Source organism: Lentibacillus amyloliquefaciens (assembly GCF_001307805.1).
In the GTDB taxonomy this organism is placed as follows: domain Bacteria; phylum Bacillota; class Bacilli; order Bacillales; family Amphibacillaceae; genus Lentibacillus; species Lentibacillus amyloliquefaciens.
Genome location: NZ_CP013862.1, coordinates 3,688,476 through 3,710,527 on the forward strand (window position 1 = coordinate 3,688,476; position 22,052 = coordinate 3,710,527).

General features: G+C 43.1%; 24 protein-coding genes, 1 pseudogene and 1 riboswitch. Of the genes and pseudogenes, 19 read left to right on the forward strand and 6 right to left on the reverse strand.

Annotation, left to right across the window (positions count from 1 at the left end; all coding sequences use genetic code 11):
- Window positions 1-77 precede the first annotated feature (77 nt).
- Complete coding sequence (locus AOX59_RS18155) at window positions 78-380, reverse strand: hypothetical protein (protein WP_068447723.1); 303 nt, start codon at window positions 378-380, stop codon at window positions 78-80.
- Window positions 381-644: 264 nt separating this feature from the next.
- Window positions 645-1,055: a GlcG/HbpS family heme-binding protein gene (locus tag AOX59_RS18160; RefSeq protein ID WP_068447725.1), complete on the reverse strand. Its 411-nt coding sequence runs from the start codon at window positions 1,053-1,055 to the stop codon at window positions 645-647.
- 368 nt (window positions 1,056-1,423) lie between these two features.
- Between AOX59_RS18160 and AOX59_RS18165 the strand changes: the two genes are divergently transcribed.
- The 10 genes from AOX59_RS18165 to AOX59_RS19885 all read left to right on the forward strand — a co-directional run bounded on the left by AOX59_RS18165 (window position 1,424) and on the right by AOX59_RS19885 (window position 10,721).
- Window positions 1,424-2,383, forward strand: a complete 960-nt coding sequence (locus tag AOX59_RS18165; RefSeq protein WP_237049321.1) for a 5-oxoprolinase subunit C family protein — start codon at window positions 1,424-1,426, stop codon at window positions 2,381-2,383.
- A gap of 281 nt (window positions 2,384-2,664) precedes the next feature.
- On the forward strand, window positions 2,665-3,393 hold the full coding sequence (locus AOX59_RS18170) for a Cof-type HAD-IIB family hydrolase (RefSeq protein ID WP_068447727.1): 729 nt from the start codon (window positions 2,665-2,667) through the stop codon (window positions 3,391-3,393).
- Window positions 3,394-3,759: 366 nt separating this feature from the next.
- Window positions 3,760-3,945, forward strand: a complete 186-nt coding sequence (locus AOX59_RS18175) for a cold-shock protein (protein WP_068447732.1) — start codon at window positions 3,760-3,762, stop codon at window positions 3,943-3,945.
- Between the two features lie 281 nt (window positions 3,946-4,226).
- Window positions 4,227-5,747 carry an acetaldehyde dehydrogenase ExaC gene (gene exaC, locus AOX59_RS18180; RefSeq protein ID WP_068447734.1) on the forward strand — a complete coding sequence of 507 codons (1,521 nt, stop codon included), beginning with the start codon at window positions 4,227-4,229 and terminating at the stop codon, window positions 5,745-5,747.
- Between the two features lie 70 nt (window positions 5,748-5,817).
- Window positions 5,818-6,171, forward strand: coding sequence for a DUF779 domain-containing protein (locus tag AOX59_RS18185; protein ID WP_068447735.1), 354 nt, complete (start codon window positions 5,818-5,820; stop codon window positions 6,169-6,171).
- Window positions 6,172-6,628: 457 nt separating this feature from the next.
- Window positions 6,629-7,582 (forward strand): ABC transporter ATP-binding protein, encoded by a 954-nt coding sequence (locus AOX59_RS18190; protein WP_068447737.1) that lies wholly within the window; start codon window positions 6,629-6,631, stop codon window positions 7,580-7,582.
- Complete coding sequence (locus AOX59_RS18195) at window positions 7,579-8,355, forward strand: ABC transporter permease (RefSeq protein ID WP_068447739.1); 777 nt, start codon at window positions 7,579-7,581, stop codon at window positions 8,353-8,355. The genes AOX59_RS18190 and AOX59_RS18195 overlap by 4 nt, the downstream gene beginning before the upstream one ends.
- Before the next feature lie 203 nt (window positions 8,356-8,558).
- Window positions 8,559-9,341: a carbon-nitrogen family hydrolase gene (locus AOX59_RS18200; RefSeq protein ID WP_068447741.1), complete on the forward strand. Its 783-nt coding sequence runs from the start codon at window positions 8,559-8,561 to the stop codon at window positions 9,339-9,341.
- Between the two features lie 129 nt (window positions 9,342-9,470).
- Window positions 9,471-10,493 (forward strand): hypothetical protein, encoded by a 1,023-nt coding sequence (locus AOX59_RS18205; RefSeq protein WP_068447743.1) that lies wholly within the window; start codon window positions 9,471-9,473, stop codon window positions 10,491-10,493.
- Between the two features lie 90 nt (window positions 10,494-10,583).
- Complete coding sequence (locus AOX59_RS19885; protein ID WP_156418750.1) at window positions 10,584-10,721, forward strand: hypothetical protein; 138 nt, start codon at window positions 10,584-10,586, stop codon at window positions 10,719-10,721.
- Window positions 10,722-10,839: 118 nt separating this feature from the next.
- On the opposite strand, the gene AOX59_RS20385 is transcribed toward AOX59_RS19885, so the two are convergent.
- The 3 genes from AOX59_RS20385 to AOX59_RS18215 all read right to left on the reverse strand — a co-directional run bounded on the left by AOX59_RS20385 (window position 10,840) and on the right by AOX59_RS18215 (window position 14,107).
- Window positions 10,840-11,829, reverse strand: a complete 990-nt coding sequence (locus AOX59_RS20385) for a penicillin-binding transpeptidase domain-containing protein (RefSeq protein WP_237049322.1) — start codon at window positions 11,827-11,829, stop codon at window positions 10,840-10,842.
- Entirely contained in the window at window positions 11,742-12,869 is a 1,128-nt protein-coding gene (locus AOX59_RS20390) for an NTF2-like N-terminal transpeptidase domain-containing protein (protein ID WP_237049323.1), read from the reverse strand. Before AOX59_RS20390 ends, AOX59_RS20385 begins: the two co-directional genes overlap by 88 nt.
- 293 nt (window positions 12,870-13,162) lie before the next feature.
- Window positions 13,163-14,107, reverse strand: a complete 945-nt coding sequence (locus AOX59_RS18215; protein ID WP_068447745.1) for an LCP family glycopolymer transferase — start codon at window positions 14,105-14,107, stop codon at window positions 13,163-13,165.
- 474 nt (window positions 14,108-14,581) lie between these two features.
- Window positions 14,582-14,664: riboswitch (cyclic di-GMP riboswitch) on the forward strand.
- 40 nt (window positions 14,665-14,704) lie between these two features.
- Here AOX59_RS18215 and AOX59_RS20140 point away from each other — a divergent pair.
- The 6 genes from AOX59_RS20140 to nagB all read left to right on the forward strand — a co-directional run bounded on the left by AOX59_RS20140 (window position 14,705) and on the right by nagB (window position 18,070).
- Entirely contained in the window at window positions 14,705-14,806 is a 102-nt protein-coding gene (locus AOX59_RS20140; RefSeq protein WP_218917908.1) for an anti-repressor SinI family protein, read from the forward strand.
- A 76-nt stretch (window positions 14,807-14,882) separates the two neighbouring features.
- The gene (locus AOX59_RS18220) at window positions 14,883-15,212 is read left to right on the forward strand and encodes a helix-turn-helix domain-containing protein (protein WP_068447747.1); all 330 of its coding nucleotides are present in this window, start codon (window positions 14,883-14,885) and stop codon (window positions 15,210-15,212) included.
- Between the two features lie 94 nt (window positions 15,213-15,306).
- Window positions 15,307-15,801, forward strand: a complete 495-nt coding sequence (locus AOX59_RS18225) for a VanZ family protein (protein ID WP_068447749.1) — start codon at window positions 15,307-15,309, stop codon at window positions 15,799-15,801.
- A gap of 124 nt (window positions 15,802-15,925) precedes the next feature.
- Window positions 15,926-16,069 carry a hypothetical protein gene (locus AOX59_RS19890; RefSeq protein ID WP_156418751.1) on the forward strand — a complete coding sequence of 48 codons (144 nt, stop codon included), beginning with the start codon at window positions 15,926-15,928 and terminating at the stop codon, window positions 16,067-16,069.
- A 98-nt stretch (window positions 16,070-16,167) separates the two neighbouring features.
- A complete protein-coding gene (nagA, locus tag AOX59_RS18230) occupies window positions 16,168-17,340 on the forward strand; it encodes an N-acetylglucosamine-6-phosphate deacetylase (RefSeq protein WP_068448462.1) in 1,173 nt (390 codons plus the stop codon).
- 4 nt (window positions 17,341-17,344) lie between these two features.
- Window positions 17,345-18,070: a glucosamine-6-phosphate deaminase gene (gene nagB / locus AOX59_RS18235; protein WP_068447750.1), complete on the forward strand. Its 726-nt coding sequence runs from the start codon at window positions 17,345-17,347 to the stop codon at window positions 18,068-18,070.
- A gap of 35 nt (window positions 18,071-18,105) precedes the next feature.
- Here nagB and AOX59_RS18240 read toward each other — a convergent pair.
- Window positions 18,106-18,737 (reverse strand): annotated as a pseudogene (locus AOX59_RS18240) (YigZ family protein).
- A gap of 220 nt (window positions 18,738-18,957) precedes the next feature.
- On the opposite strand from AOX59_RS18240, the gene AOX59_RS18245 reads away from it, so the two are divergent.
- The 3 genes from AOX59_RS18245 (at window position 18,958) to AOX59_RS18255 (ending at window position 21,870) form a co-directional block, all read left to right on the forward strand.
- The gene (locus AOX59_RS18245; protein ID WP_068447752.1) at window positions 18,958-20,112 is read left to right on the forward strand and encodes a sensor histidine kinase; all 1,155 of its coding nucleotides are present in this window, start codon (window positions 18,958-18,960) and stop codon (window positions 20,110-20,112) included.
- Window positions 20,113-20,207: 95 nt separating this feature from the next.
- Window positions 20,208-20,900, forward strand: coding sequence for a response regulator (locus AOX59_RS18250; protein WP_068447755.1), 693 nt, complete (start codon window positions 20,208-20,210; stop codon window positions 20,898-20,900).
- Between the two features lie 124 nt (window positions 20,901-21,024).
- A complete protein-coding gene (locus AOX59_RS18255) occupies window positions 21,025-21,870 on the forward strand; it encodes a DegV family protein (RefSeq protein WP_068447759.1) in 846 nt (281 codons plus the stop codon).
- Window positions 21,871-22,052 lie beyond the last annotated feature (182 nt).

Genomic DNA, 22,052 nt, shown 5'->3' on the forward strand with positions numbered 1-22,052 from the left:
AAGGTTTGTAAAAACAGAATCAGCGGGAAGAAGCCTCCCGCTGAAGTCAGCTCAATACTGAGTGCATGAAGGATCATTCAAATAAAGAGACGGAGGACTCCTGCAACCGCAGCGACAGTACTGATACCGGTTGCTATTATCCATTTTAATAGTTTAACATGGTTGGCATTCAACGTTGCTTCCATTTTCTTATGAAAGTTGTTTAATTCCGATTTTGTAATGAGCTCTTTTTCTTTAATCAATTCATCGATTTTTACAATGACATCTTTCGTATCTGCTTTTGATTCTAATGACTTTTCCAATACTTTCAACCGGGCTTCTATTTCATATAATTTTGAGTTGTAACTTCCCTGTTCGTTTGAATCCTGAATCGTTACCACTCCTTTCCCTGACGCTCCTTCACGCTTACGATATATTATTCAAATTGAATATAAAATGGAAAGGCAGTTAACTGAAAGAGTCCGTATAATTTTCCAATATGCCAAAAAAATGCTCAGATTAAGCTCTGAGCATTTTTGGATTCGGTTAGTCGCGTATTTTTTTAAGATCAGAAAGTAGATGATCTTAGCTGAAGTTTTTAGTCATGAAACTGTTTCGCTGATTTTTTAAGTCTGACTTTTAGGAAAGCCGTAGCCGGGTTTTTCTTATTCCTTTTCAAATGCATTGACTGCTGCTTCTGCCACTTGGACGTCCTGTGGAACGGCTCCACCGCTTACGCCGACTGCCCCTATCACTTTTCCGTCTTTTTCAAGTGGGATGCCGCCGCCGAATACGACGATTTTTCCTTGGTTGGTTGTGTTGAGACCCCAAAGTTCCGCTTGGGGTACTGTTGCTTCTTCCAGGTTGGATGTCGGCATTTTTAGGGCGACTGATGTCCAAGCCTTATTATGTGCGATGTCGATGCTCGCAAGCCATGCATCATCCATCCGGTGCGTGGCAATCAGATTCCCGCCATCGTCAAGTATGGAGATAACCATTTGCACGCCTATGTTCCCCGCTTCCCGTTCAGCATTGTCAATCAGCTTCTTTGCAGTTTCCAAGCTTAGTTTATCCACTTTAGTCATCCTTTCTGTATAATATTTTCCGTTAGTCTATGATGCTTCAATCCTTTTCCCGTCTTATTAAAATTCAAAACGCCATTTCACAAGATCAACTATGAAATTGTTTATTGGCAAGTTTGTTTATTAAGCAGTACGTAGTATAATAACAGTACCTGAAAAGAACAAACTTCTTATCAGTATCAGAAAGGTGGTTACCTCGTGACAGACAGTATGAATGAGGATTAAGCTATATAAGGAGTTGTTACAACGGTTGCTTTTTTTATCATTTACAGACGATAACACCCCCACTTTAATTTTGAGAAGGACTTAGCCCAAAAATAAGTGGGGATGAATCGCTTTCGGACAAAAGAGGGGTTTAGTTAATGAGTGATCATATGCAAAAGCAAACCATCTTCCAAGTGCATAAGCCAGGTGTTTTGACAACATTTCAGGATCTTGGGAGGTATGGCTTTCAGCAATATGGGGTGCCGGTATCAGGCGCCATGGACCATTTCGCCCTGCAAATGGCTAATATTCTTGTCGGCAACGACCGAGATACCGTATGTCTTGAGGTGACGCTAGTCGGTCCGGTACTTGACGTGAGTTCACCGGAGCCCATCACTGTTGCGATTACGGGAGCGGCACTCGGGCCGAACCTGAATGGAAATCCTGCTCCGATGTGGCAGTCATTCAAGATGAAGCGGGGAGACCGGCTGACTTTCGGTAAGCATCAGGAGGGCGTCCGCGCGTATATTGCAGTGGCAGGCGGTTTTGATGCTCCAGCATTTTTTCAAAGCCAATCGACCGATGTGAAAAGCGGATTTGGGCAGCAACTGCAAAGAGATCAATCCATCAATGGCTTTCCGGTCAAATCACCATCCGGCATCGGTCTGTCACCAATGGCAATCCCCGCTTATCCCAGTGCCATTAACGTGTCGATTGTAGAGGGACCTCATATTGACCATTTCAGCAAACAGGAGCTGGACCGCTTTTACAGCACTGCCCATACTGTCGATGCCAATTCCAATCGGATGGGATACCGTCTTAATTCGGAGCCAATGATACATAAACAATCTGTCGATATCTGGTCGGATGCAATACCGTTTGGGGGGATCCAGATTCCCGGAAATGGACAGCCGATTATATTAATGGCGGAAAGGCAAACCACAGGCGGATATCCACGGATTGGAACGGTCATATCAACTGATTTGCCAAAACTGGCCCAGCTCGTGCCAAACGGTGAAATCCGCTTCAGCCCGATTTCAGTCGAGGCGGCACAAGAACGTGCTGTTCAAATGGAGACATTTTTATTTAAAATGGACACCTTCATAAGGAATTACTAAAGAAGCAGTGCAGTAAACCCATTATCCTGCTTGGTACCAGAGTGTTTTTTATTCGGCCGGTGCGGCGCAGGTTACTATTGCTTAGCAACCCGAAATATATTACACTAACTTGAGATGAAGGTGTTTAGTAGGGCTGTATGATGCAGTTTCACTGTAGCCTGTCTTTATATGTATCATGAACTCAGCAGGGCCTTTGCATTTGCCGGGTTCATTTTGGCGTTAACATCAATGGGAGATAGCGCTGTGGTGAATGAAGTTTTACTTAGAAGAGGAGCGTTTGAATGGCTATTAAATTAATCGCATTGGATATGGATGGAACATTGCTGAAAAGTGACGAAACCGTTTCAGAATTTACACGAGAAAAAATTGCAAAGGCACTGGCCCGGAATGTTCACGTTGTTTTGAGCACAGGTCGGTGGCTTGGTACATGCTACCCATATGCTGAATCACTGAATTTGACATCTTTTCTGATAACATCAAACGGCGGTGAAGTATGGACGGTTGACAAAGAATTAAGAGAGCGTCATTTGCTTGACCCCGAGCGGATCAAATTGATATGGGGGTTGGCGAAAGATATGGGGCTCATCACTTGGATGGTGTCAACGGACAAAGTGTGGTTTAATGAACAGCCTGATGATTTCTCCGCGTATGAATGGCTCAAAATAGGTTGTCAATCATTTGATCAAAACAAATTGGATGCGATTGTTAAAGAGTTGTCCCATTACGATGATCTGGAATTGACAAACTCCCTGCCGACTAATATTGAAGTGAACCCAAAAGGCGTCAGTAAAGCCAGTGCACTGCAAAGTGTCTGCAAGGAGATAGGCATTACAATGGAAAATGTCATGGCAGCAGGCGACAGTCTGAATGATATTAAAATGATTCAGGAATCAGGGATTGGTGTCGCGATGGGAAATGCGCAGGAAGCAATTAAGAAGGTTGCTGACCATATAACGGCGACAAATGATCAGGATGGTGTCGGAAAAGCGATTGAAAAATTTGTCCTGTAAGAAATTGTTCAAAAAGTCCGTTAAAATGACACGTCGGTGTTTCTAGTTGGCTTGTTTCTCAGCACCTTGGAAAAGAAAAGCACTAATGCTCGCGTGCGATGCTGATTTAGGGAAGCATTCCTTGTGCTCATGTATCTAAAGGCATACATTGCACCGCCTCGAACTTCTTGGTTTTTTTTCCCGCATATAATGATCAAATGAAGTTTCACTTTATCCTCCTTTTTGAATACGTCCTGTAAGAGGTGCCTGCTTCTATTTTCACACTTTTAACATATACTGTACTAACGCCTGATACGGCAAGCAAAATTTTACAACTGTATGGAAAAGGCGTATGATAGTAACAATACCGTGAAAGGGGATGCTGTTATGTCATTTTCCCGTGGACCAAAACAACCTATTCCGGAAGTGGAAACGAATGTATGGTCATGTACGAGTGACGATTGTGCGGGCTGGATGAGGGAATCATTCAGTTTTAATAAGGAACCGGAATGTCCGCTTTGTCAATCTTCAATGGAAAGGGAAGTACGTGTGCTGCCGGAACTGCAAGATTGAAGGTGACATGAAAGCTTAAGCAGGAACATTAGAATGACCAGCTGAATCAAGATGTCTGTGGATGGCATCTTTTTATATTGCGTTTCAATACCGATAACATGACGCGTTTTTCAACGCATGAAAATCTGGCTTGCTTATATGGTGAGGCAGATTTTTATATTTGTGAAAAGGATTAAATAGTAGAATAATTCCAAAATTAAGTGTATAATTTAAATTAGACAAATCATCCAGAATCCCATCAGATTTTGTAAGCGATTGCAAAAAATAGGGAGGAATGGCAAATGAAATACGCAAATCCGAATACAGAAGGAGCAAAAGTCAATTTTCAAAAGCAGTATGACAATTATATTGGCGGAGAGTACCGTCCGCCGGCAAATGGAAAGTATTTCGAAAATGTCAGCCCTGTCACGGGAAAAGTGTTTTGTGAACTGGCAAGATCGACAAAAGAGGATGTGGAGGCTGCAGTTGATGCCGGGTATGCGGCAAAAGATGCCTGGGGCAGCACACCTGTTGCAGAACGGGCAAATATTTTAAACAAAATTGCTGATCGGATGGAAGACAATCTTGAAATGCTCGCAGTTGCGGAAACATGGGATAATGGAAAGGCAGTCAGAGAAGGGCTTGCGGCTGACATTCCGCTTGCGGTGGATCACTTCCGCTACTTTGCGGGAGCAATTCGGGCGCAGGAAGGCGGCATCAGTCAGATCGATAATGACACGGTAGCCTATCATTTTCATGAGCCGCTTGGAGTTGTCGGACAAATCATTCCGTGGAACTTTCCGATTTTAATGGCCACATGGAAACTGGCACCGGCACTTGCAGCCGGCAATTGTGTTGTACTGAAACCTGCTGAGCAGACGCCTGCGTCGATTCATGTGCTGCTTGATCTGATTAAAGATCTTCTGCCGCCGGGTGTTCTCAATGTTGTAAACGGGTTTGGTGTGGAAGCAGGGAAGCCGCTTGCATCGAATAACCGGATTTCCAAAATTGCGTTTACCGGTGAGACGACAACTGGCCGGTTAATTATGCAATATGCTTCGGAAAACATTATTCCGGTAACGCTTGAGCTCGGAGGCAAATCACCGAACATCTTTTTCCCTGATGTCATGGACAAAGATGACGGATTTCTGGACAAAACAATTGAAGGACTCGTTATGTTCGCTTTAAATCAGGGTGAAGTCTGCACATGCCCGTCAAGAGCTCTCGTGCATGAATCTATTTATGATGAATTTATGGAGCGAGCAATCAAGCGAGTAAATGAAATTAAAATCGGACACCCGCTTGATACTGAAACTATGATGGGTGCCCAAGCTTCACAGGAGCAAATGGAGAAGATCAAATCATATCTTGATATCGGCAGACAGGAAGGCGCCGAAGTCCTTACCGGCGGCGGAGTTAACCAGTTGGACGGTGATATGGAAGAAGGCTACTACATTGAGCCGACCATCTTTAAAGGCGACAATAAAATGCGCATCTTTCAGGAAGAAATCTTTGGCCCTGTGCTTGCTATCACAACGTTTAAAGACGATGATGAGGCAATGGAAGTTGCCAATGACACATTGTATGGACTGGGCGCCGGCGTTTGGACACGCAATATCAATACGGCATACCGCTTCGGCCGTGGTATTGAAGCTGGACGTGTCTGGACGAACTGCTATCACCAATACCCGGCACATGCAGCGTTTGGCGGTTATAAAAAATCAGGCATTGGCCGCGAGAATCACTTAATGATGCTTGACCATTATCAGCAGACAAAAAACCTGTTAATCAGTTACAGTGAAGATCCGGCAGGGCTGTTTTAATAAGGCTATGCCGGCTGAAAATAGCGGCAACCAGTTTCACTGCATAAATTATACAGAAAGGGTGTGACAAATGGTCGAACGTGTAACCGCGACTGATGAAGCCCTGAAACTGATCGACACCTTGGAAGAAACACACGGCTCCCTTATGTTTCATCAATCAGGCGGATGCTGTGACGGCAGTTCGCCAATGTGTTACCCAAGAGGAGAATTCCGTGTCGGTGAATCAGATGTACTGCTTGGCGAAATTGGTGAGACACCTTTCTATATGTCAAAAGATCAGTATGAATACTGGAAGCATACCCAGCTGATCATCGATGCCGTTGATGGCCGCGGCGGAATGTTTTCACTGGAAGGCCCAGAAGGAAAACGGTTTTTGACGAGGTCCAGGGTGTTCAGTGAAGAGGAACGAAAAGCAATGAATTGAGAAAAAATCCATGCAGGCTCTGCACTGCATGGGTATTTTTTTGATATAGCGAAGATTCTCATTCCTTAAGCTGCAGCGCAAACATGAGCCGGAGAGCGGAAGTATGGGCGGGAAAATGCCAACATGAGCCGGAGAGCGGAAACATGGGCGGGAGAAACCAAACATGGACCGGCAAACGGAAATATGAGCATGAAAAATGCACCCCCTTCCATCCTTTAAGCCTGCATGCCTATCAGTCTCCAGACGAATGTTTAAAAACACCAGATTGCTGATGCATTAGCCCGCATGTAATAGTCAGTAACCCGCCACAATACGGCGGCGGTCAACTGACCCTGAATATCCGATTCTGTTCAACTAACAATTCAGTGGAGAAAAAAACACTCCACTGAATGAAGTTTCACTTTATTTGAAAAAATGTGTATAATTATATATATCAGGTGTTCAAGGAGGCAATTAAATGCAATCGATCATCTCAGTAAACGGTATACATAAATCATACAAAAAACGAAAATCCAAACAAATCTTTACGGCTGTCAGTGATGTTTCATTTGAAGTAGGAAAAGGTGAGATTGTCGGGCTGCTCGGTCCGAATGGCGCCGGCAAGACGACGACGATTAAAATGATCTGCGGATTGCTTGTTCAGGACCAGGGGGCAGTGACAATCAACGGGTTTGACAGCATTAAAGACCGTGATAAAGCTCTCCGTCATATCAGTGCAGTTCTGGAAGGGAACCGCAACTTGTACTGGCGGCTGACTGTTTTTGAAAATCTCGTTTATTTTGCCGGCAACCGCGGTGTGCCGAAAAAAGAAATCCGTCAAAAAGTCGAGGAATTACTGAGCTTATTCCAATTGCAGGACAAAAAAGACGAACTGGTCAATAATCTGTCACGCGGAATGCAGCAAAAACTTGCCGTTTCAGTTGCCATGCTAGCTGATACAGAAGTGGTTCTCTTGGATGAACCGACGTTGGGCCTTGATGTCGAGACAGGCTATGAGGTTCGCGATCTATTACGTAAAATTGCTCGTGAACAAGGCAAAACAATCATTATCAGCACGCATGATATGCCGGTTGTGCAGGACTTATGTGAACGGACAATCATCATCAACGCCGGAAAAGTGATTGCTGATGAACGTGTTGACCAATTATTAAGATTGTTTGAGACAAGTGCTTACCGGGTCGAATTAAAGGAACCGCTCACAGATGATCAGCAATCGATGCTGTCGGCACAGTTTCCAATCCACCACTGGCAGGCACAAACCCTGGAGATTAATCTCGATCAGGAACAGGATATTTTCAAACTGATGGATATTTTGAAACAAAATCAAACGCCGATTGAAACAATCAACCAGACCGAAATTAATTTTGAACAGGTCTTCCGTAAGCTGGTTAACGAAGGGGTAGCATCATGACAACATTTTGGAATGTGGTAAGAGTCAACACCATGATGGAATACATTGAACTGAAACGTTACAAAGCGAACACAATCAGTCTGCTGCTTACATTTTATATTATTTTTGTTGCGATGATGTTCGGAATTCAGGTGATTGGAGACCCCGCACAGGCCGGCACCAACACACAGTATGTGATCGTCAACTATATTTTCTGGTATTTTGGGATGATGACTCTGCAGTCAATTGGCTGGACGATATCTGATGAAGCCATGAAAGGAACGTTGGAGCAGCTGTTCATGTCACCGGTCAAACCATGGAAAATACTCCTTTCAAGATTGCTCGGAACCATTGTTAACCACTTTGTCCTGGTGGTTGGACTCTTGTTTTTATCCATGGCAACAGCGGGTGAATGGTTGAATTTAAATCCGGTATCCATTTTCCCGATTCTGCTGCTGACGTTGGCCGGCATGATCGGCACAAGTTTTATTGTAGCCGGGATGGCCCTGATTTTTAAACAAATAAATTCCTTTCTGCAAATTCTGCAGTTTATCGTAGCCGGCCTGACATTTGTGCCGCTTTCCGTTGCGCCGTACATGGTGGCAGCCCCGTTTGTAAAAGGCGTTGATATGACGCGGCAAATTATGATCAATGGCTATACGCTGGCTGATTTTACAATGGGGGATTACGCCTGGCTGATTGGGAACACGATTGTATATGGATTAATCGGATTCACTTTTTATATGGCATGTGAAAAACATGCCATGCAAAAAGGGTTGCTTGGTCATTATTAAGACAGTCAAATCGTTATCCTTGAGATGGGATGACGATTTTTAAATTAGATTGTAATGGATGTTATATGGATAGGTTTATATTACAATCGAATTAGAAATCGATTTGGGGGCATTATTTTTATAACGATTCTCTTACATCCTATATCCGATTTTGATTCGATTATAGATGTAGCGGAAGTCTTATTTTTAGGAGGTTTTTAGCGATGCAGAAAAAAATTGCTTTGATTCAGATGGATGTGACATATGGTGATCCGAAAGTGAACTTTGCCCGAGTCAATAAATGGGTGAAGGATGCGGTACAGTCAGGTGCGGAAATGGTTGTACTGCCTGAGCTTTGGGATACAGGTTATGATTTAAAACGATTCGATGTTCTTGCTGATAAAGACGCTCATGCAACAACAGAGTTTTTAAGTGATTTGGCTAAGCAGCACAATGTCACAATCATTGGCGGATCTGTTGCCGAGGATAGCAAGGATGGCATGAAAAATACAATGCTGGTGATCGATCAGAATGGTAAACTTGTTCATAAATACAGCAAGCTTCATTTGTTTCAGCTGATGGATGAACACTTGCATCTCGTCGAAGGTCAGGATGAAGCAGATTTTGAGTTGGATGGTGTCCCGTCGGCAGGGTTCATTTGTTATGATATCCGCTTTCCGGAATGGCTGCGGAAGTCAGCGGTGAATGGGGCGAAAGTCATGTATGTCGTCGCTGAATGGCCAAAATCCCGTATCGATCATTGGCGTACATTGCTTCAGGCACGTGCCATTGAAAATCAATGTTATGTGATCGCCTGCAACCGTATAGGATCTGATCCGAATAACGAATTTGGCGGTATGTCACTTGTCATGGATCCATGGGGCGAAATCATTACAGAAGGCGGCAGTGAGGAAAAAATGATTCTTTCTGAAATTGATTTGGATAAAGTGGATGAAGTCAGGAAGCGGATACCGATTTTTCAGGATCGGCGGGCGGAATGGTATTGAAGTTAGATTACTTGCAGTATAGTTTTCAAAGCAAATAATGCATTAATAAGTATCATATACCAAGCAAGTCTATTTCACAAAAGCCCTCCCGCTAGCATAAACTGAATAGATATTATTTATTAAAGTGGGGTGTCCAATTTGTTGTATTATTATGTAACGGGCAACACAGCTGAGGGCTTTGTTAATCATCTTGAGACAAATGTATTTGACATTGAAAAGGTTATCATACTTAAGCATCCGTCAATACGATTAAAAACAGCTATAATAAAAAAGTTGACAAAGCTATATGACGAGAATCAGCTTGAAATTCTGGAAAGCGCTCTTGGGAAAGATTTTTTTGATGGTGTCATTGTACGTGATCAATCGGTAGCATTCCTTGATGATAGAATTGCAGAAAGAGGTACTGACACGATTAATCTGACAGCGTCTTTCCCCGCTAAAGAACAAAACCCGGCAGAGGTCAACCATCTTACACAACTAGCATACGATAGCTTTGCGGAAGGCCTGAAAATTCACGATGAACTCGAAGAAATATACATTAACCAAATGGATTTTGATTATGCAGATGCGTTTTCAGAAGAATTCATTGAAAATCTGCTTAACAATGTACAAAAGAAAAACCGCACGGCGCACACATACACAAGACTTTTCGGCACAAATACAGTGGATGGTATCGTGAATGTTGTACCGCAGCTTATTAACGCCATAAACAAGGTCTATTACATTAAAGGGCGAGCTGGTACGGGCAAGTCCACGTTCATGAAAAAAATTGCTGCTGCATGCGCGGACCACGGGATTGATGTGGAACTCTACTACTGCAGTTTTGATCCGAAAAGTGTCGACATGGTATTAGTGCGTGATCTGGATTTTTGTATTTTTGACAGCACTGATCCGCATGAATTTTTCCCTGAACGAAAAGGAGAAGTGATTGTCGATTTATATGATGAATTTATTGCGGCGGGGACAGACGAGAAATTTGCATCGGAAATCAACAACACGAATGCACGATACAAATCATCCATGAAAAATGGTATTCATTACTTGAAATTAGCCGGAGAAATCTTTTCACGGCAGGAGACAAACTATATGAAGGCTGTGACTGAAGACGATATTGAACAAACGGTTCATAAAATCATTCAGAGCCTGCCATAATTCCTCAAAAGAAATGTTTTTAAAATTGACCTATGTCAAAGAATTGCTGAACCTTCTATAGGATAATAAATCCAATAGAAGGTGGGGAACATGGAACTTAGAGGGACTTATACGATTTTTCTAATTCTGCAAGTCATCCTAACTGCATTCACATTTTATAAATTTATGATGGCAATCGATATAAACTATCAGCTTGTTCTTGAAAAAACACATAAAAAAACAGTCTAAATTGATTAACATTGAACACCGCGGCAGTCGATTTTTATTCTGGAAAACTCGTTAATGAAAATTAGAAAAATATGTCAGTAAAAAAGTCTGCCCGGCTAATTCGGACAGACTTTTGTCATTACTGTTTAACTTCCTTTAAAATGTCTGTTACTTTATTAACGGTATATCCGCTTCCGCCTCGGTCGTGAGTGCCTTCTATCATCATGGCGATTAAAATATCCTGATCTTCTGACGGGTAGCCGACAAACCAGCCGTTTTCTTCGCCATTTTCTTCATCTGCGAGCTTGAGTTCAGCTGTGCCTGTTTTCCCTGAAATTGGAAAGTCTGCATCCTGCGCTCCTGACGCCGTGCCTTCTTCTACAACATCTCTGAGTGTATCCTGAATAAGCGTTGCCTGGTCACTCGTTATTAACTGTTCTTTCCATATTTGAGAATCATCATTATCAGCCAAAATAGTAGGTTTTAGCATATTACCGTCATTTAAAAATGGTGTATAGGTCAATGCAAGATGGAGTGCGCTTGTTTCAATTTCGCCCTGGCCGTAACTTGTATTGGCAAGCTGCACCTCATCATCAATCGCTCCGTTTGATGAGACCGTCGATGATGTCATCGGATATTCAAATGGCAGGTCTTCGCCAAAGCCGAATTCCTGGAAACCATTGACGAATTTCTCGCTGCCCATTTCGACACCTTTTCTGGCAAAGTAAATATTATCAGAGCGAACGAGTGCGTCTGTTACATCTACAGGACCATCAGATTCACTGACACGCCGGACTTCATAATCTCCCCAGCCTTCACCGTTGCTCCAGGTCAGGCCGTTTATTTCCATTCCTTCACCGGGTTTGATGCTGCCATTATTAAGCCCAATGGCTGCTGTGACCGGTTTAATGGCAGAGCCGGGAGAGAAGGTGGCTGAAAAACGATTGAGCATCGGCTGCTGCGGATCGTTTTGCAGATTATCATAGTCTGACTGGGAAATGCCATATAAAAAGTTGTCCGGTGTAAAGGATGGACTGCTTACTAAGGCCAATGTTTCGCCTGTTTTTGGATCGATGGCTGCCGCTGTTCCGGAATCACCATCATAGGCCTCATATATAGCTTCCTGCACGTCAACATCAATGGTTGTGACGATGTTCCCCCATTTTCAGCTTCTTTTTCGGCGATGACAGTTTCTTCGCCATCTTCGCTGACTGCTGTTATCGTGGCGCCTTCTTCACCTTTCAATCTTTCTTCAAAGAGTGATTCAAGCCCGCGCTGTCCCATCATGTCATCAGCATCATACGTGTCCTGATCGAGTTCCTCCAGATCTTCTGCAGTCACCTGGCTGACATAACCTGTAAGGTGAGCTGCTGCTTCACCGAGCGGATAGACACGGCCGGTTGCGTCACTGAAAGTAACCCCATCCAATTCACTCAACTGATTAATGGCAGCTTCCTCCGATGGCGGCAGTTTAGTAAGTGGTACAAACATATTAGGCTGCACCCAATCCTGGTTGAGTACGCCATCTATCTCTTCTGTGGACATACCTGCCAAGTCAGCGATTTTCTGTATTGTTTCTTCCGGATTTTCACCAAGGTCTTCAGGGACGACTCCAACTTCTTGTACGTTGTCATTGATGGCTAGTGGCATGCGGTTACGGTCAAGAATTTCGCCCCGTTTCGGCTCACTGATTTCCAATGCGATCTCGCCCCCGTCTTTAATCTCGGGAAAAATGAAGCCGGGGTCCCATTTGACGAACCAGTTTTCTTCTGTTTCTTCACTGCTGCTTACTTCCTCCCTTATAAGGGTTGCTTTATAATCGAATGTTATCGGTCCGGCGCTTGATTCCATTTCAACGGTAAATGGAAATTGTGCTGTACCTTTTTCCATAGCTGTTTCCATTTGATCTTCGGATAAATCTTCGAAAGTTATGTTGAGATCAGATATGGTTAAATCGTTATAAATGGTCTGATAGCGGTCGACGAAATCCTCGGTTGGATAAGTTTCCGCTGCCTGTGATGTCAGCATGTCATACATCTGGGAAAATTCCTGGTTGTTCCAATGATTAACGTATTTCTCAAAGCGTTCTTGCGGGGTTATGTCATCATTTGAACAGGCACTCACCATAAATAGCAACGATAAAAAGACAAATAGAGCTGTTTTTTTCATGTGATCCCCCTCTGTTCCTGCTTCTTTAATTATATTATATCATGTTAGTTGTGCAATAACATGCACAGAATTTAGCTTAAAAAATCGGCTTAAGAATTAAGAAATGTTCATAATCTGACATAAAAAACGGTAAGAGCCGCTTACAGACTTTTACCGCCGGGCAATATGGTTTATCCCGTATGTAATAAGCAGTAAACCGCCAAAAAGCGGCGGCTAACTGTCCCTGAATACCCGATTCTGCTCAACTAACATTCAACGGAATAAAAACCAATTCCGTTGAATGCAGTTTCGCTCTACCTCGCCTCCATGTGGTTGCGCAATTCGTTTTGGGCACGATTGATTTCTTCATCCGGGACAATGTAGTACCAGATGTCACCAATATACTGGCCGCTGCCGCTTAATTCCATACTATCAATTGATTCCCGGGCTTGCCGGTAATCGGTAAACAGAGTGCGCATTTGTTCAAAATCCAGATCTGTCTTGACATTATCACCAATAATATCGAGAATGTTCGTCACCTTTGTAACACTTGAAAAACTTGCAGCTTCATTAATAGCGGCTTGTATAACATTACGCTGACGTTCATTCCGGCCAATGTCGCCTCTGGGGTCTCCCTTTCGCATACGGGTGTAGCTCAATGCTTCGTCGCCGTTCAGATGAATTTCACCTGTTGGAAAATCATAGCCGCCCTGAGAGAAAGCCCGTTCATTGGATAAAGTGACGCCACCTAAGGCGTCAATGCCCTGATGGAAGCCTTCCATGTTGACTTTAGCATAGAAATGAACCGAGAGACCCAGCATTTCTTCGACTGTCTGAATCGATAATTCAACACCACCAAATGCATAGGCATGATTTATTTTGTCTTCGCCCTCTCCGGGTATCCTGACGCGTGTATCCCGCGGAATACTAAGCATTTTGATTGTCTTTACATTGGGGTTGACCGAAAGCAAAATCATTGTATCTGAGCGTCCGTCATCGTTTGTGCGCTCATCAACGCCGAGCAATAGAATATTGAGAGATTTTTGCTCGTCAAATGCTTCATTAATTTCTTGTTGCCGTTCAGGGTTATTATCCCGGTCGAGTGGCTCGTGCATTGTTTCGGCAGTGTCACTGACTTTGTCATATATGTATATAAGGCCGATGCCAACAATAATCAAAAGAAGCAGCAGGAATCCACCCACCCAATAGGGCCATTTACGTTTTTTTCCTGAATGATTTTTCTCCAATCGTGATTTCAAATCAATTCTCCTCAATTCAGTATAGTTGTTATTAGCCAGGTGTATGTAATCTTCTGACAGTTTATCCCGCATGTAATGGTCCGCAACCCGCCGAAAAACGCCGGATAACTTCTCATAAATACCCGATTCTGTTTGGACTCGCAGGAAGCGGGTCTCGGGAAGCGTTATCACAGGACAAGGAAAAACTGCAACAGCAATGCATCGTATGAAGAAAAGGTGCTTTCCTTTTTCGAGGATGTGGTGAACTTAGCCTTTGCTCCCCTTTATTCAGTGTAGGAAAGCAAACCACTGAATGTAGTTTCACTTTATCCTATTTTGACTATATGTTATTCCTCTGCACATTTCAAGTGTCGTAAATAAGCCATTTGGCCTAATATATATTTAAAAAATAACAAAACTAGTTTACATTTGACAAAAGTGACACCCAAAAAGACCTAAATTTATAGTATAGTAGTCTTATACTACGAATGTTTGCTTAGAAAAAAGCATACTGTTGAAAAAAAGGATGCAAAGTCACGGGTCTAAAGCATTATTGCCATGGCGTCCGGACTGCCTGGGAAGTGGATGGGTTGACGATTCTGATAAGCGGAAGAATATATGAAATTAGACCGGGAATGGATTGTATTGGTGAAGGCGGCAAAACTGAACGGACTGACGGCTGAAGAGGTTCGGGGGATATTAAATAACGGCCAAAAATAATATGTGAAATAGATGTTCCCAATATAGAACCATACATCTTTTTATGTTATAATTCAAATTAAAAGAGGTGTATGTGTTGATCGGTGAAAAGCTAAAACAATTACGACAAGAAAAGAAGATGTCCATCTCTGAACTGGCAGAAAAAGCAGGCGTAGCTAAGTCCTATTTAAGCTCCATCGAGCGAAACCTTCAGACAAACCCTTCCATTCAATTTATCGAGAAAGTCAGTGCCGTATTGGGTATATCAGCGAATGACTTAATCAGTGAAGATGAGCCGGATGAAAATCAGCAGCTGGATGGCGAATGGCTGCAAATTGTTCAGGAAGCAATGAACTCAGGAGTCTCAAAGGAACAGTTCAAAGAGTACCTCGAATTTTATAAATGGCGTAATCAGCAAAATAATTAATTTCCGGGACCGTGAAGCTGAGGCTTGCGGTTTTTTATTTGTGGCTTTTAGAGCCTGAAAACAAACCTAATAATTGAACAACCAGGGTGATTTAATGGTGAAATATTTATACTGGCTGCTGCCGGTCGGCTGGATGGGCGTTATTTTTTATTCATCGGCTCAGCCATACGAAAACCAGGACGTGAAACCATTTTTGGCAAACACATTTGATTTATCTTTTTTGACGCCATATCTGGATTGGATTGTTTTGACGTATCACAATTCTGAAGTAAGTGTCAGAGCAATTGGTGTGGAGGGATTTATAGAATTTTTTATGCGTAAAGGCGCTCATCTCGGTGTTTTCTTCATGTTGATGTGCTTATTTGTTATAGCGTTAAAGAAGACAAGCCGCTTCAGGTGGCGATTCACACTAGCTGTATCGTTTTTACTGACCGCAGCATATGCTGCACTAGATGAATTTCACCAAGGTTTCACTGCAAACCGGACGCCGTATATCGGTGACGTACTGCTTGATACAATCGGCGCCTTGATGGCTTTGATTCTATTACTCTTTTTTCGGCGTTATTGGACAAAAAAACACAGCACATAACGAATTATTTTATTGAGTCGATAGATTTCGATAACTTTCGGCTACAAAATGTGCTATAATTCTAGTATATTTGATTAAAAGATGTCGAACAGGAACGTGAGAATTGTGTAAAGGCGGTTTTTAAATGGCAGAACAGGAACGCTATAAATATTTGATGGAGAAATTAATCAAAGAAACAGAGACCTCAAAAATTCAATCAGCAGAAGAACTCGTTCAGAAATTAGTCAAGGAATTATCAGGTGAAAAATCATATACACCAGGTCATTAACAAACAGAGAGCTGCATTTCCCTTGGAGGTGCAGTTTTTTAGTGAATGGACAGTCCGGTAATGGAAATGCTACGTTAAAAGCAGAAAAGAACAAGGGAATGAGCCGATTGGAAAACAAGATTTATATTCAAAATACTGCCATTTTCACGGAAAAAGATGGTATAATTAGCGGGTCTTTATTAATTGAAGGAAAAAAAATCAAAGCGATACATATAGATGAGCAAAAACCGCCGGAGGAAGCGACGCTGATTGATGGCACGGGGCTGAAGCTTATTCCGGGATTTATCGATGGTCATATACACGGGGCGGCCGGAGCGGATGTCATGGATGCGACCGAAGAAGCCTTGGATACAATGGCCGGGGCGCTGCCGGAAGAGGGGACGACAAGCTTTCTGGCGACAACGATTACCCAGGCTTATGACAAAATCGATAATGCCCTTAAAAATGTGGCAAATTACCAATCAAAACAGGGGAAAGCAGAAGTCATCGGTGCTCATTTGGAAGGGCCGTTTATCGAGACGAGCAAAAAAGGCGCACAGCCCGCACAATATATAATGGAACCGGACATCGATCAATTTAAATATTGGCAAAAGATGTCAGGTAATTCAATCAAAACTATCACGATGGCACCGGAGCATGACGAAACCGGCGAATTCATCAAGTATCTGTATGAATCAGGTGTCAATGTCTCTGCCGGGCATACAGATGCGAGTTTCGAAGATATTAAAAAGGCAATTCCGCATGGACTCAGGCAATTAACACACCTCTGCAACGCGATGAATGGCATCCATCATCGTGATATAGGAGCAGTCGGAGCAGCGTTTCGACTGGAAGATCTGCGTGCAGAACTGATCGCTGATGGTATTCATGTGTCACCGGAAATGCTCGAGCTCATTTTTTCAAATGTCGGCAGTGAGCGATTAATCTTCATAACGGATGCAATGCGGGCAAAATGTTTACACCCCGGCAATTATGAACTAGGCGGACAGCCAGTGACTGTTACGGATGATCGCGCTGTTCTTGAGAATGGGTCATTGGCCGGCAGTATTTTGAAAATGCATAACGGCGCTCAGCAAATGCTAAATTTGAAAGATGCCTCACTCCGCGATATCGTAAAGATGGCATCGGAAAACCCTGCCAAACAACTGAACATTTTTGACAGAAAAGGCGGCATCAGATTAGGTAAAGACGCAGATTTGTTATTGGTTGATGATGATTTGCACATCAAATATACAATTTGCCGCGGTTCAATCGCATACCAGGAGGGATAAACCATTGAAAATCATACAAACGAAAAGCTATGATGAAATGAGCGAAAAGGCTTGTGAATTAATTCTTGAACAAGTGCAGAAATCGGAAGCCCCGGTGCTGGGACTTGCAACAGGATCCACGCCTGAAGGGCTGTATCAGCAATTAATCGATCAATATAAGGCAGGGAATGTGTCATTTAAAAATGCAACGACATTCAATTTGGATGAATATGCCGGATTAGCGGCAGATGATCCGAATAGTTATAAGTATTATATGAATGACAAATTGTTCAATCATATTGATCTGCCGGCAGAACGTGCTTTTGTGCCCCGAGGGGACGCAGAAAATAGGGAAAAGGAATGCCGGGACTATGAGGCACTGATTGCGGACGCCGGTCATGTGGACCTTCAGGTGCTTGGTCTTGGTCTGAATGGGCACATCGGGTTTAATGAACCGGGGACGCCATTGGAAAGCCGCACACACGTGGTTGACTTGGACGAATCAACACGAAAAGCAAACGCACGCTTTTTCCCGTCCATAGAGGATGTACCTGCCCAAGCCCTTACAATGGGTATTGGAACAATTATGGAAAGCGGGCAGATCGTAATGCTGGTCTCCGGTGAGAAAAAAGCTGACGCCGTTAAACAGCTTGTCAATGGCGAAGTGACAGCAGATATGCCTGCTTCCATTCTGCAACGACATGAAAATGTTATATTGATCGGGGACGAAAGAGCACTGTCGAAACTTTAAGTAAGGGGGACAGTCCCCCTGACCCCCCTCTCTTGTTACACGTCAATCTCTACATAGGCAACCCCTTTATCGGCAAACTCCACACGATCACTGGTAAGGTTAACAACCCAGCTTCTAAAGTCTGCTTCTTCACCGTCAGGAACGTAAACAATAAATGCAACTTTTTCCAGGTAATTGATTGTATCCAGAATATAGTCCGATTGACGCAACGCATTTTCCAGTTTTCCGAGCAGTCCATAATCAACAACAACCGAAAAACCTTTCATAAGCCGGCGCTGCACGACACCTGCCGTTTGGAGTGCCTGTGAGGTTGTACTGCTGTAGGCGCGGATCAAGCCGCCTGCTCCAAGTTTAATCCCCCGAAATAACGTGTCACCACAACAACGGTGTCTTTCAAATCCTGCTTTTTCAACACTTCCAGAATCGGTACGCCGGCCGTTCCGCTTGGTTCACCATCGTCATTGGCTTTTTGAATCTGGTTATGTTCCCCGACCATGTAAGCTGAGCAATTATGGGTGGCATCGTGATGTTTCTTTTTGATTGTTTGAATGAATTCTTGCGCTTCTTCCTCTGTTTCCACGCGTTTGACATATCCGATAAATCGTGACTTCTGTATGATTAATTGATCAAAATCTTCCTGTTTTACTGTATAATAGTTAGATAACATATTGCTTTTTACCTCCTGCAGGCTAGTATAATAGATAGTAAGCTATAGTAGGTTCTCGGGGAAAAACAAGCTGGTTTGACCGTCTATATCAATCCAGTTTCCGAAGACCTAATGTTAAATTTGATTTGTTTTTTTAAGATAGTGATAGACATTAGGCAGAAAGACCCCTGTAAAAATGGGTCTGATATCGAATAATTATAACATAGGCTGGTGGGAATTTATGTCACAAAAACTGGAAGACACAGCACTGGATTATATAATTGATGAAATGGTTGACGTCGTACAAAACAGTAAGGATGAAATTTTCAACATCGGCGAAGAAGCACGCAATGAATATGAACAATTGCAAAAAGAATTGCAGGAAATTAGAGAAAAAGTCATCAGTCATCTTGGCAAAGGCGACGAACTTGAACAAAAAGTACGCTATTCAAGACAGCGTTTGTCAGAAGTCAGCAAAGAATTCGACCACTATTCTGAATCAGAAATACGTGACGTTTATGAAAAAACACATGCAATGCAGACAGAATTGGCAATCGTACGTCAGGAAGAGAAAACTCTAAAAGATAAGCGGGATGAACTTGAGCGCAGGCTCACTGCGTTAGATCAGACCATTGAACACGCAGAAGGGCTGGCAGGTAAAATATCTGTTATTCTCACCTATCTGAATGATGATTTCAGACAAGTAGGCGAAATGATTGTAGAAGCTAAAGAGAAGCAGGAATTCGGATTGAAAATTATTGAGGCGCAAGAAGAAGAACGGCGGAAAATATCACGGGAGATTCACGATGGACCGGCCCAGATGCTGGCAAATATTCTACTCCGTTCAGAGCTGGTAGACCGGACTTTCCGCGAGGGTACATATGAAGATGCGCTTTGTGAAATGAAAAGCATCCGGAAAATGATTCGCTCCTCCTTGTATGAAGTCCGCCGTATCATTTATGATCTGCGGCCAATGGCGTTGGACGACTTGGGCTTGGTTCCAACGATTAAAAAATATGTCTCAACCGTGTCCGACTACAATGATATCGATATCGAATTCATACCGATGGGAAAAGAAGAGCGCTTACAGCAAAAATATGAAATTGCCTTCTTCCGATTGATGCAGGAAGCGCTGCAGAACGCAGTGAAACATGCTGAAGCAACACTTATTAAAGTGAAACTCGAAATAACTGAATCGGTTATTGCCATGACAGTCAAAGATGATGGGAAAGGTTTTGATCCCGGGTTAAAACAAGATAAATCGTTTGGCTTGATCGGGATGAGGGAACGGGTTGAAATGCTTGATGGCACATTGACAATCAACTCGGAGATAGACAAAGGAACAACAATCATGATAAAAGTTCCATCTTCCATTTCCAAAGACTTTGAATTTTAAAAAATAAAAAGTATACTAATGTTATAGACATTAAGATCGGCAAATTACTGTAATAGGGTAACTGAATAGAGTAATAACTTGGGAGGAACCATGCTATGACGAAAAAACGAACCAAAATTGTATTAATCGACGACCATAAGTTATTCCGTGAAGGGGTTAAGCGCATCCTGGATTTTGAATCCTCTTTCGAAGTTGTAGCTGAAGGTGATGATGGCAATATTGCCTCTCAATTGGTTCGGAAACACAGACCAGATGTGGTGCTGATGGACATCAATATGCCAAAATTAAATGGTGTTCAGGCCACTGCAGATCTAGTGCGAAAATATCCGAATACCAATGTCATTATCCTGTCGATACACGATGACGAAAGCTATGTAACGCATGCATTAAAAACGGGGGCACAGGGGTATTTACTTAAGGAAATGGATTCAGATGCCTTAATCGAAGCGATAAAAGTTGTTCGTGAAGGCGGCTCTTATCTCCATCCAAGAATCACCCACAATCTGGTTCAGGAATATCGACGTCTGGCACGTGAAAACGCGGCAACCGTTGCAGAAAATGCTGTCGAATACCATAAACCGCTGCATTTGCTTACACGCCGTGAATGTGAAGTCCTGCAGCTCCTGGCTGATGGGAAAAGCAACAGAGGCGTTGCGGAACGATTATATATCAGTGAAAAAACAGTGAAAAATCATGTGAGCAATATTTTGCAAAAAATGAACGTTAATGACCGCACACAGGCTGTTGTTTCCGCCATCCGAAAAGGCTGGGTTGAGATGGACAGCTAAGCTTTCATTAAATGCCTGAATAAATACCCTGCAGTGAAAACTGCAGGGTATTTTCATGATGCATTTTTGTCACAATTGATGTAAAATGATAGAAAATAGCACATGTATGAGGAGAAGGTAAGCAATGAAGATTGCCGTAATGACTGATAGCACATCATATATTCCCGGAGAATTAATCGATAAGCATAACATTCATATCGTCCCGCTCAGTGTCGTGTTTGGTGATACATCATACCGTGAAGGCACTGATATCACGACTGAGGAATTTTATCAAAAAGTTAAAGAAGCTGAGGAATTGCCGAAAACATCTCAGCCGTCAATTGGAATGATATCCAATAAGCTTGAGGAATTGGCAAAGGACTATGATGCAGTCGTCTCGGTTCATTTGTCGAGCGGAATCAGCGGCACATACCAGGCCGTTGCCAGTGCAGGTGAAATGATTGATGCGATTGACGTTTATCCGTATGATTCTGAGCTGAGCTGCATGGGTCAGGGTTTTTATGTGCTGGAGGCGGCAGAGCTGTCTGAGGTACTGGATACGCCTGAGGCAATTATTGCTCGTCTTGACGAAATGAAAAAATCAACTCGTGCTTATTTTATGGCTGATGATTTAAGCCACTTGCAGCGCGGCGGCCGTCTGAACGGCGCCCAGGCAATCGTGGGAAGCCTGCTTCAGGTAAAACCGGTGCTTCACTTTGTTGATAAAAAGATTGTGCCCTTTGAAAAAATCAGGACACGGAAAAAAGCGTTAAACCGGATTATGGGCATGATTGAAGAAGAAGCGGCACAGGGGAAAAAGCTTAAAGTTGCTTTCATTCATGCCAATAATGAATCAGCGGCTGCTGAACTGAAAGAGCAATTTGACGCTGATTATCCCGGGATGGATACGATGATCAGTTATTTCGGCCCGGTAATCGGAACCCACCTCGGAGAAGGTGCTCTCGGTGTCTGCTGGTATACAAAAGCATAATCTTAAATGTTACTCGGGGATTGGCTGCCCTGCCGATCCTTTTAAAACCTTCCTATTAATCTGCCGGGAGCGTGAAGTTATGGACTATAACGAGCTTTGTCAGCGTTATGCAGGCAAACTTCTTCTGCGAAATGAAATCCTCATTGATGACCCCTTATTCGAACGATTACTGGAAACAGGTC

Excerpts from the sequence above, each read along its gene's own strand:
- AOX59_RS18165 (WP_237049321.1), top strand. The coding sequence starts at position 1,424 with ATGAGTGATCATATGCAAAAGCAAACCATCTTCCAAGTGCATAAGCCA.
- AOX59_RS18185 (WP_068447735.1), top strand. The coding sequence starts at position 5,818 with ATGGTCGAACGTGTAACCGCGACTGATGAAGCCCTGAAACTGATCGAC.
- AOX59_RS18190 (WP_068447737.1), top strand. The coding sequence starts at position 6,629 with ATGCAATCGATCATCTCAGTAAACGGTATACATAAATCATACAAAAAA.
- AOX59_RS18255 (WP_068447759.1), top strand. The coding sequence starts at position 21,025 with ATGAAGATTGCCGTAATGACTGATAGCACATCATATATTCCCGGAGAA.
- AOX59_RS19885 (WP_156418750.1), top strand. The coding sequence starts at position 10,584 with ATGGAACTTAGAGGGACTTATACGATTTTTCTAATTCTGCAAGTCATC.
- AOX59_RS20140 (WP_218917908.1), top strand. The coding sequence starts at position 14,705 with ATGAAATTAGACCGGGAATGGATTGTATTGGTGAAGGCGGCAAAACTG.
- AOX59_RS18175 (WP_068447732.1), top strand. The coding sequence starts at position 3,760 with ATGTCATTTTCCCGTGGACCAAAACAACCTATTCCGGAAGTGGAAACG.
- exaC (WP_068447734.1), top strand. The coding sequence starts at position 4,227 with ATGAAATACGCAAATCCGAATACAGAAGGAGCAAAAGTCAATTTTCAA.
- AOX59_RS20390 (WP_237049323.1), bottom strand. The coding sequence starts at position 12,869 with ATGAAAAAAACAGCTCTATTTGTCTTTTTATCGTTGCTATTTATGGTG.
- AOX59_RS18225 (WP_068447749.1), top strand. The coding sequence starts at position 15,307 with ATGGTGAAATATTTATACTGGCTGCTGCCGGTCGGCTGGATGGGCGTT.
- AOX59_RS19890 (WP_156418751.1), top strand. The coding sequence starts at position 15,926 with ATGGCAGAACAGGAACGCTATAAATATTTGATGGAGAAATTAATCAAA.
- nagA (WP_068448462.1), top strand. The coding sequence starts at position 16,168 with ATGAGCCGATTGGAAAACAAGATTTATATTCAAAATACTGCCATTTTC.
- AOX59_RS18170 (WP_068447727.1), top strand. The coding sequence starts at position 2,665 with ATGGCTATTAAATTAATCGCATTGGATATGGATGGAACATTGCTGAAA.
- AOX59_RS18200 (WP_068447741.1), top strand. The coding sequence starts at position 8,559 with ATGCAGAAAAAAATTGCTTTGATTCAGATGGATGTGACATATGGTGAT.
- AOX59_RS18195 (WP_068447739.1), top strand. The coding sequence starts at position 7,579 with ATGACAACATTTTGGAATGTGGTAAGAGTCAACACCATGATGGAATAC.
- AOX59_RS18250 (WP_068447755.1), top strand. The coding sequence starts at position 20,208 with ATGACGAAAAAACGAACCAAAATTGTATTAATCGACGACCATAAGTTA.
- AOX59_RS18245 (WP_068447752.1), top strand. The coding sequence starts at position 18,958 with ATGTCACAAAAACTGGAAGACACAGCACTGGATTATATAATTGATGAA.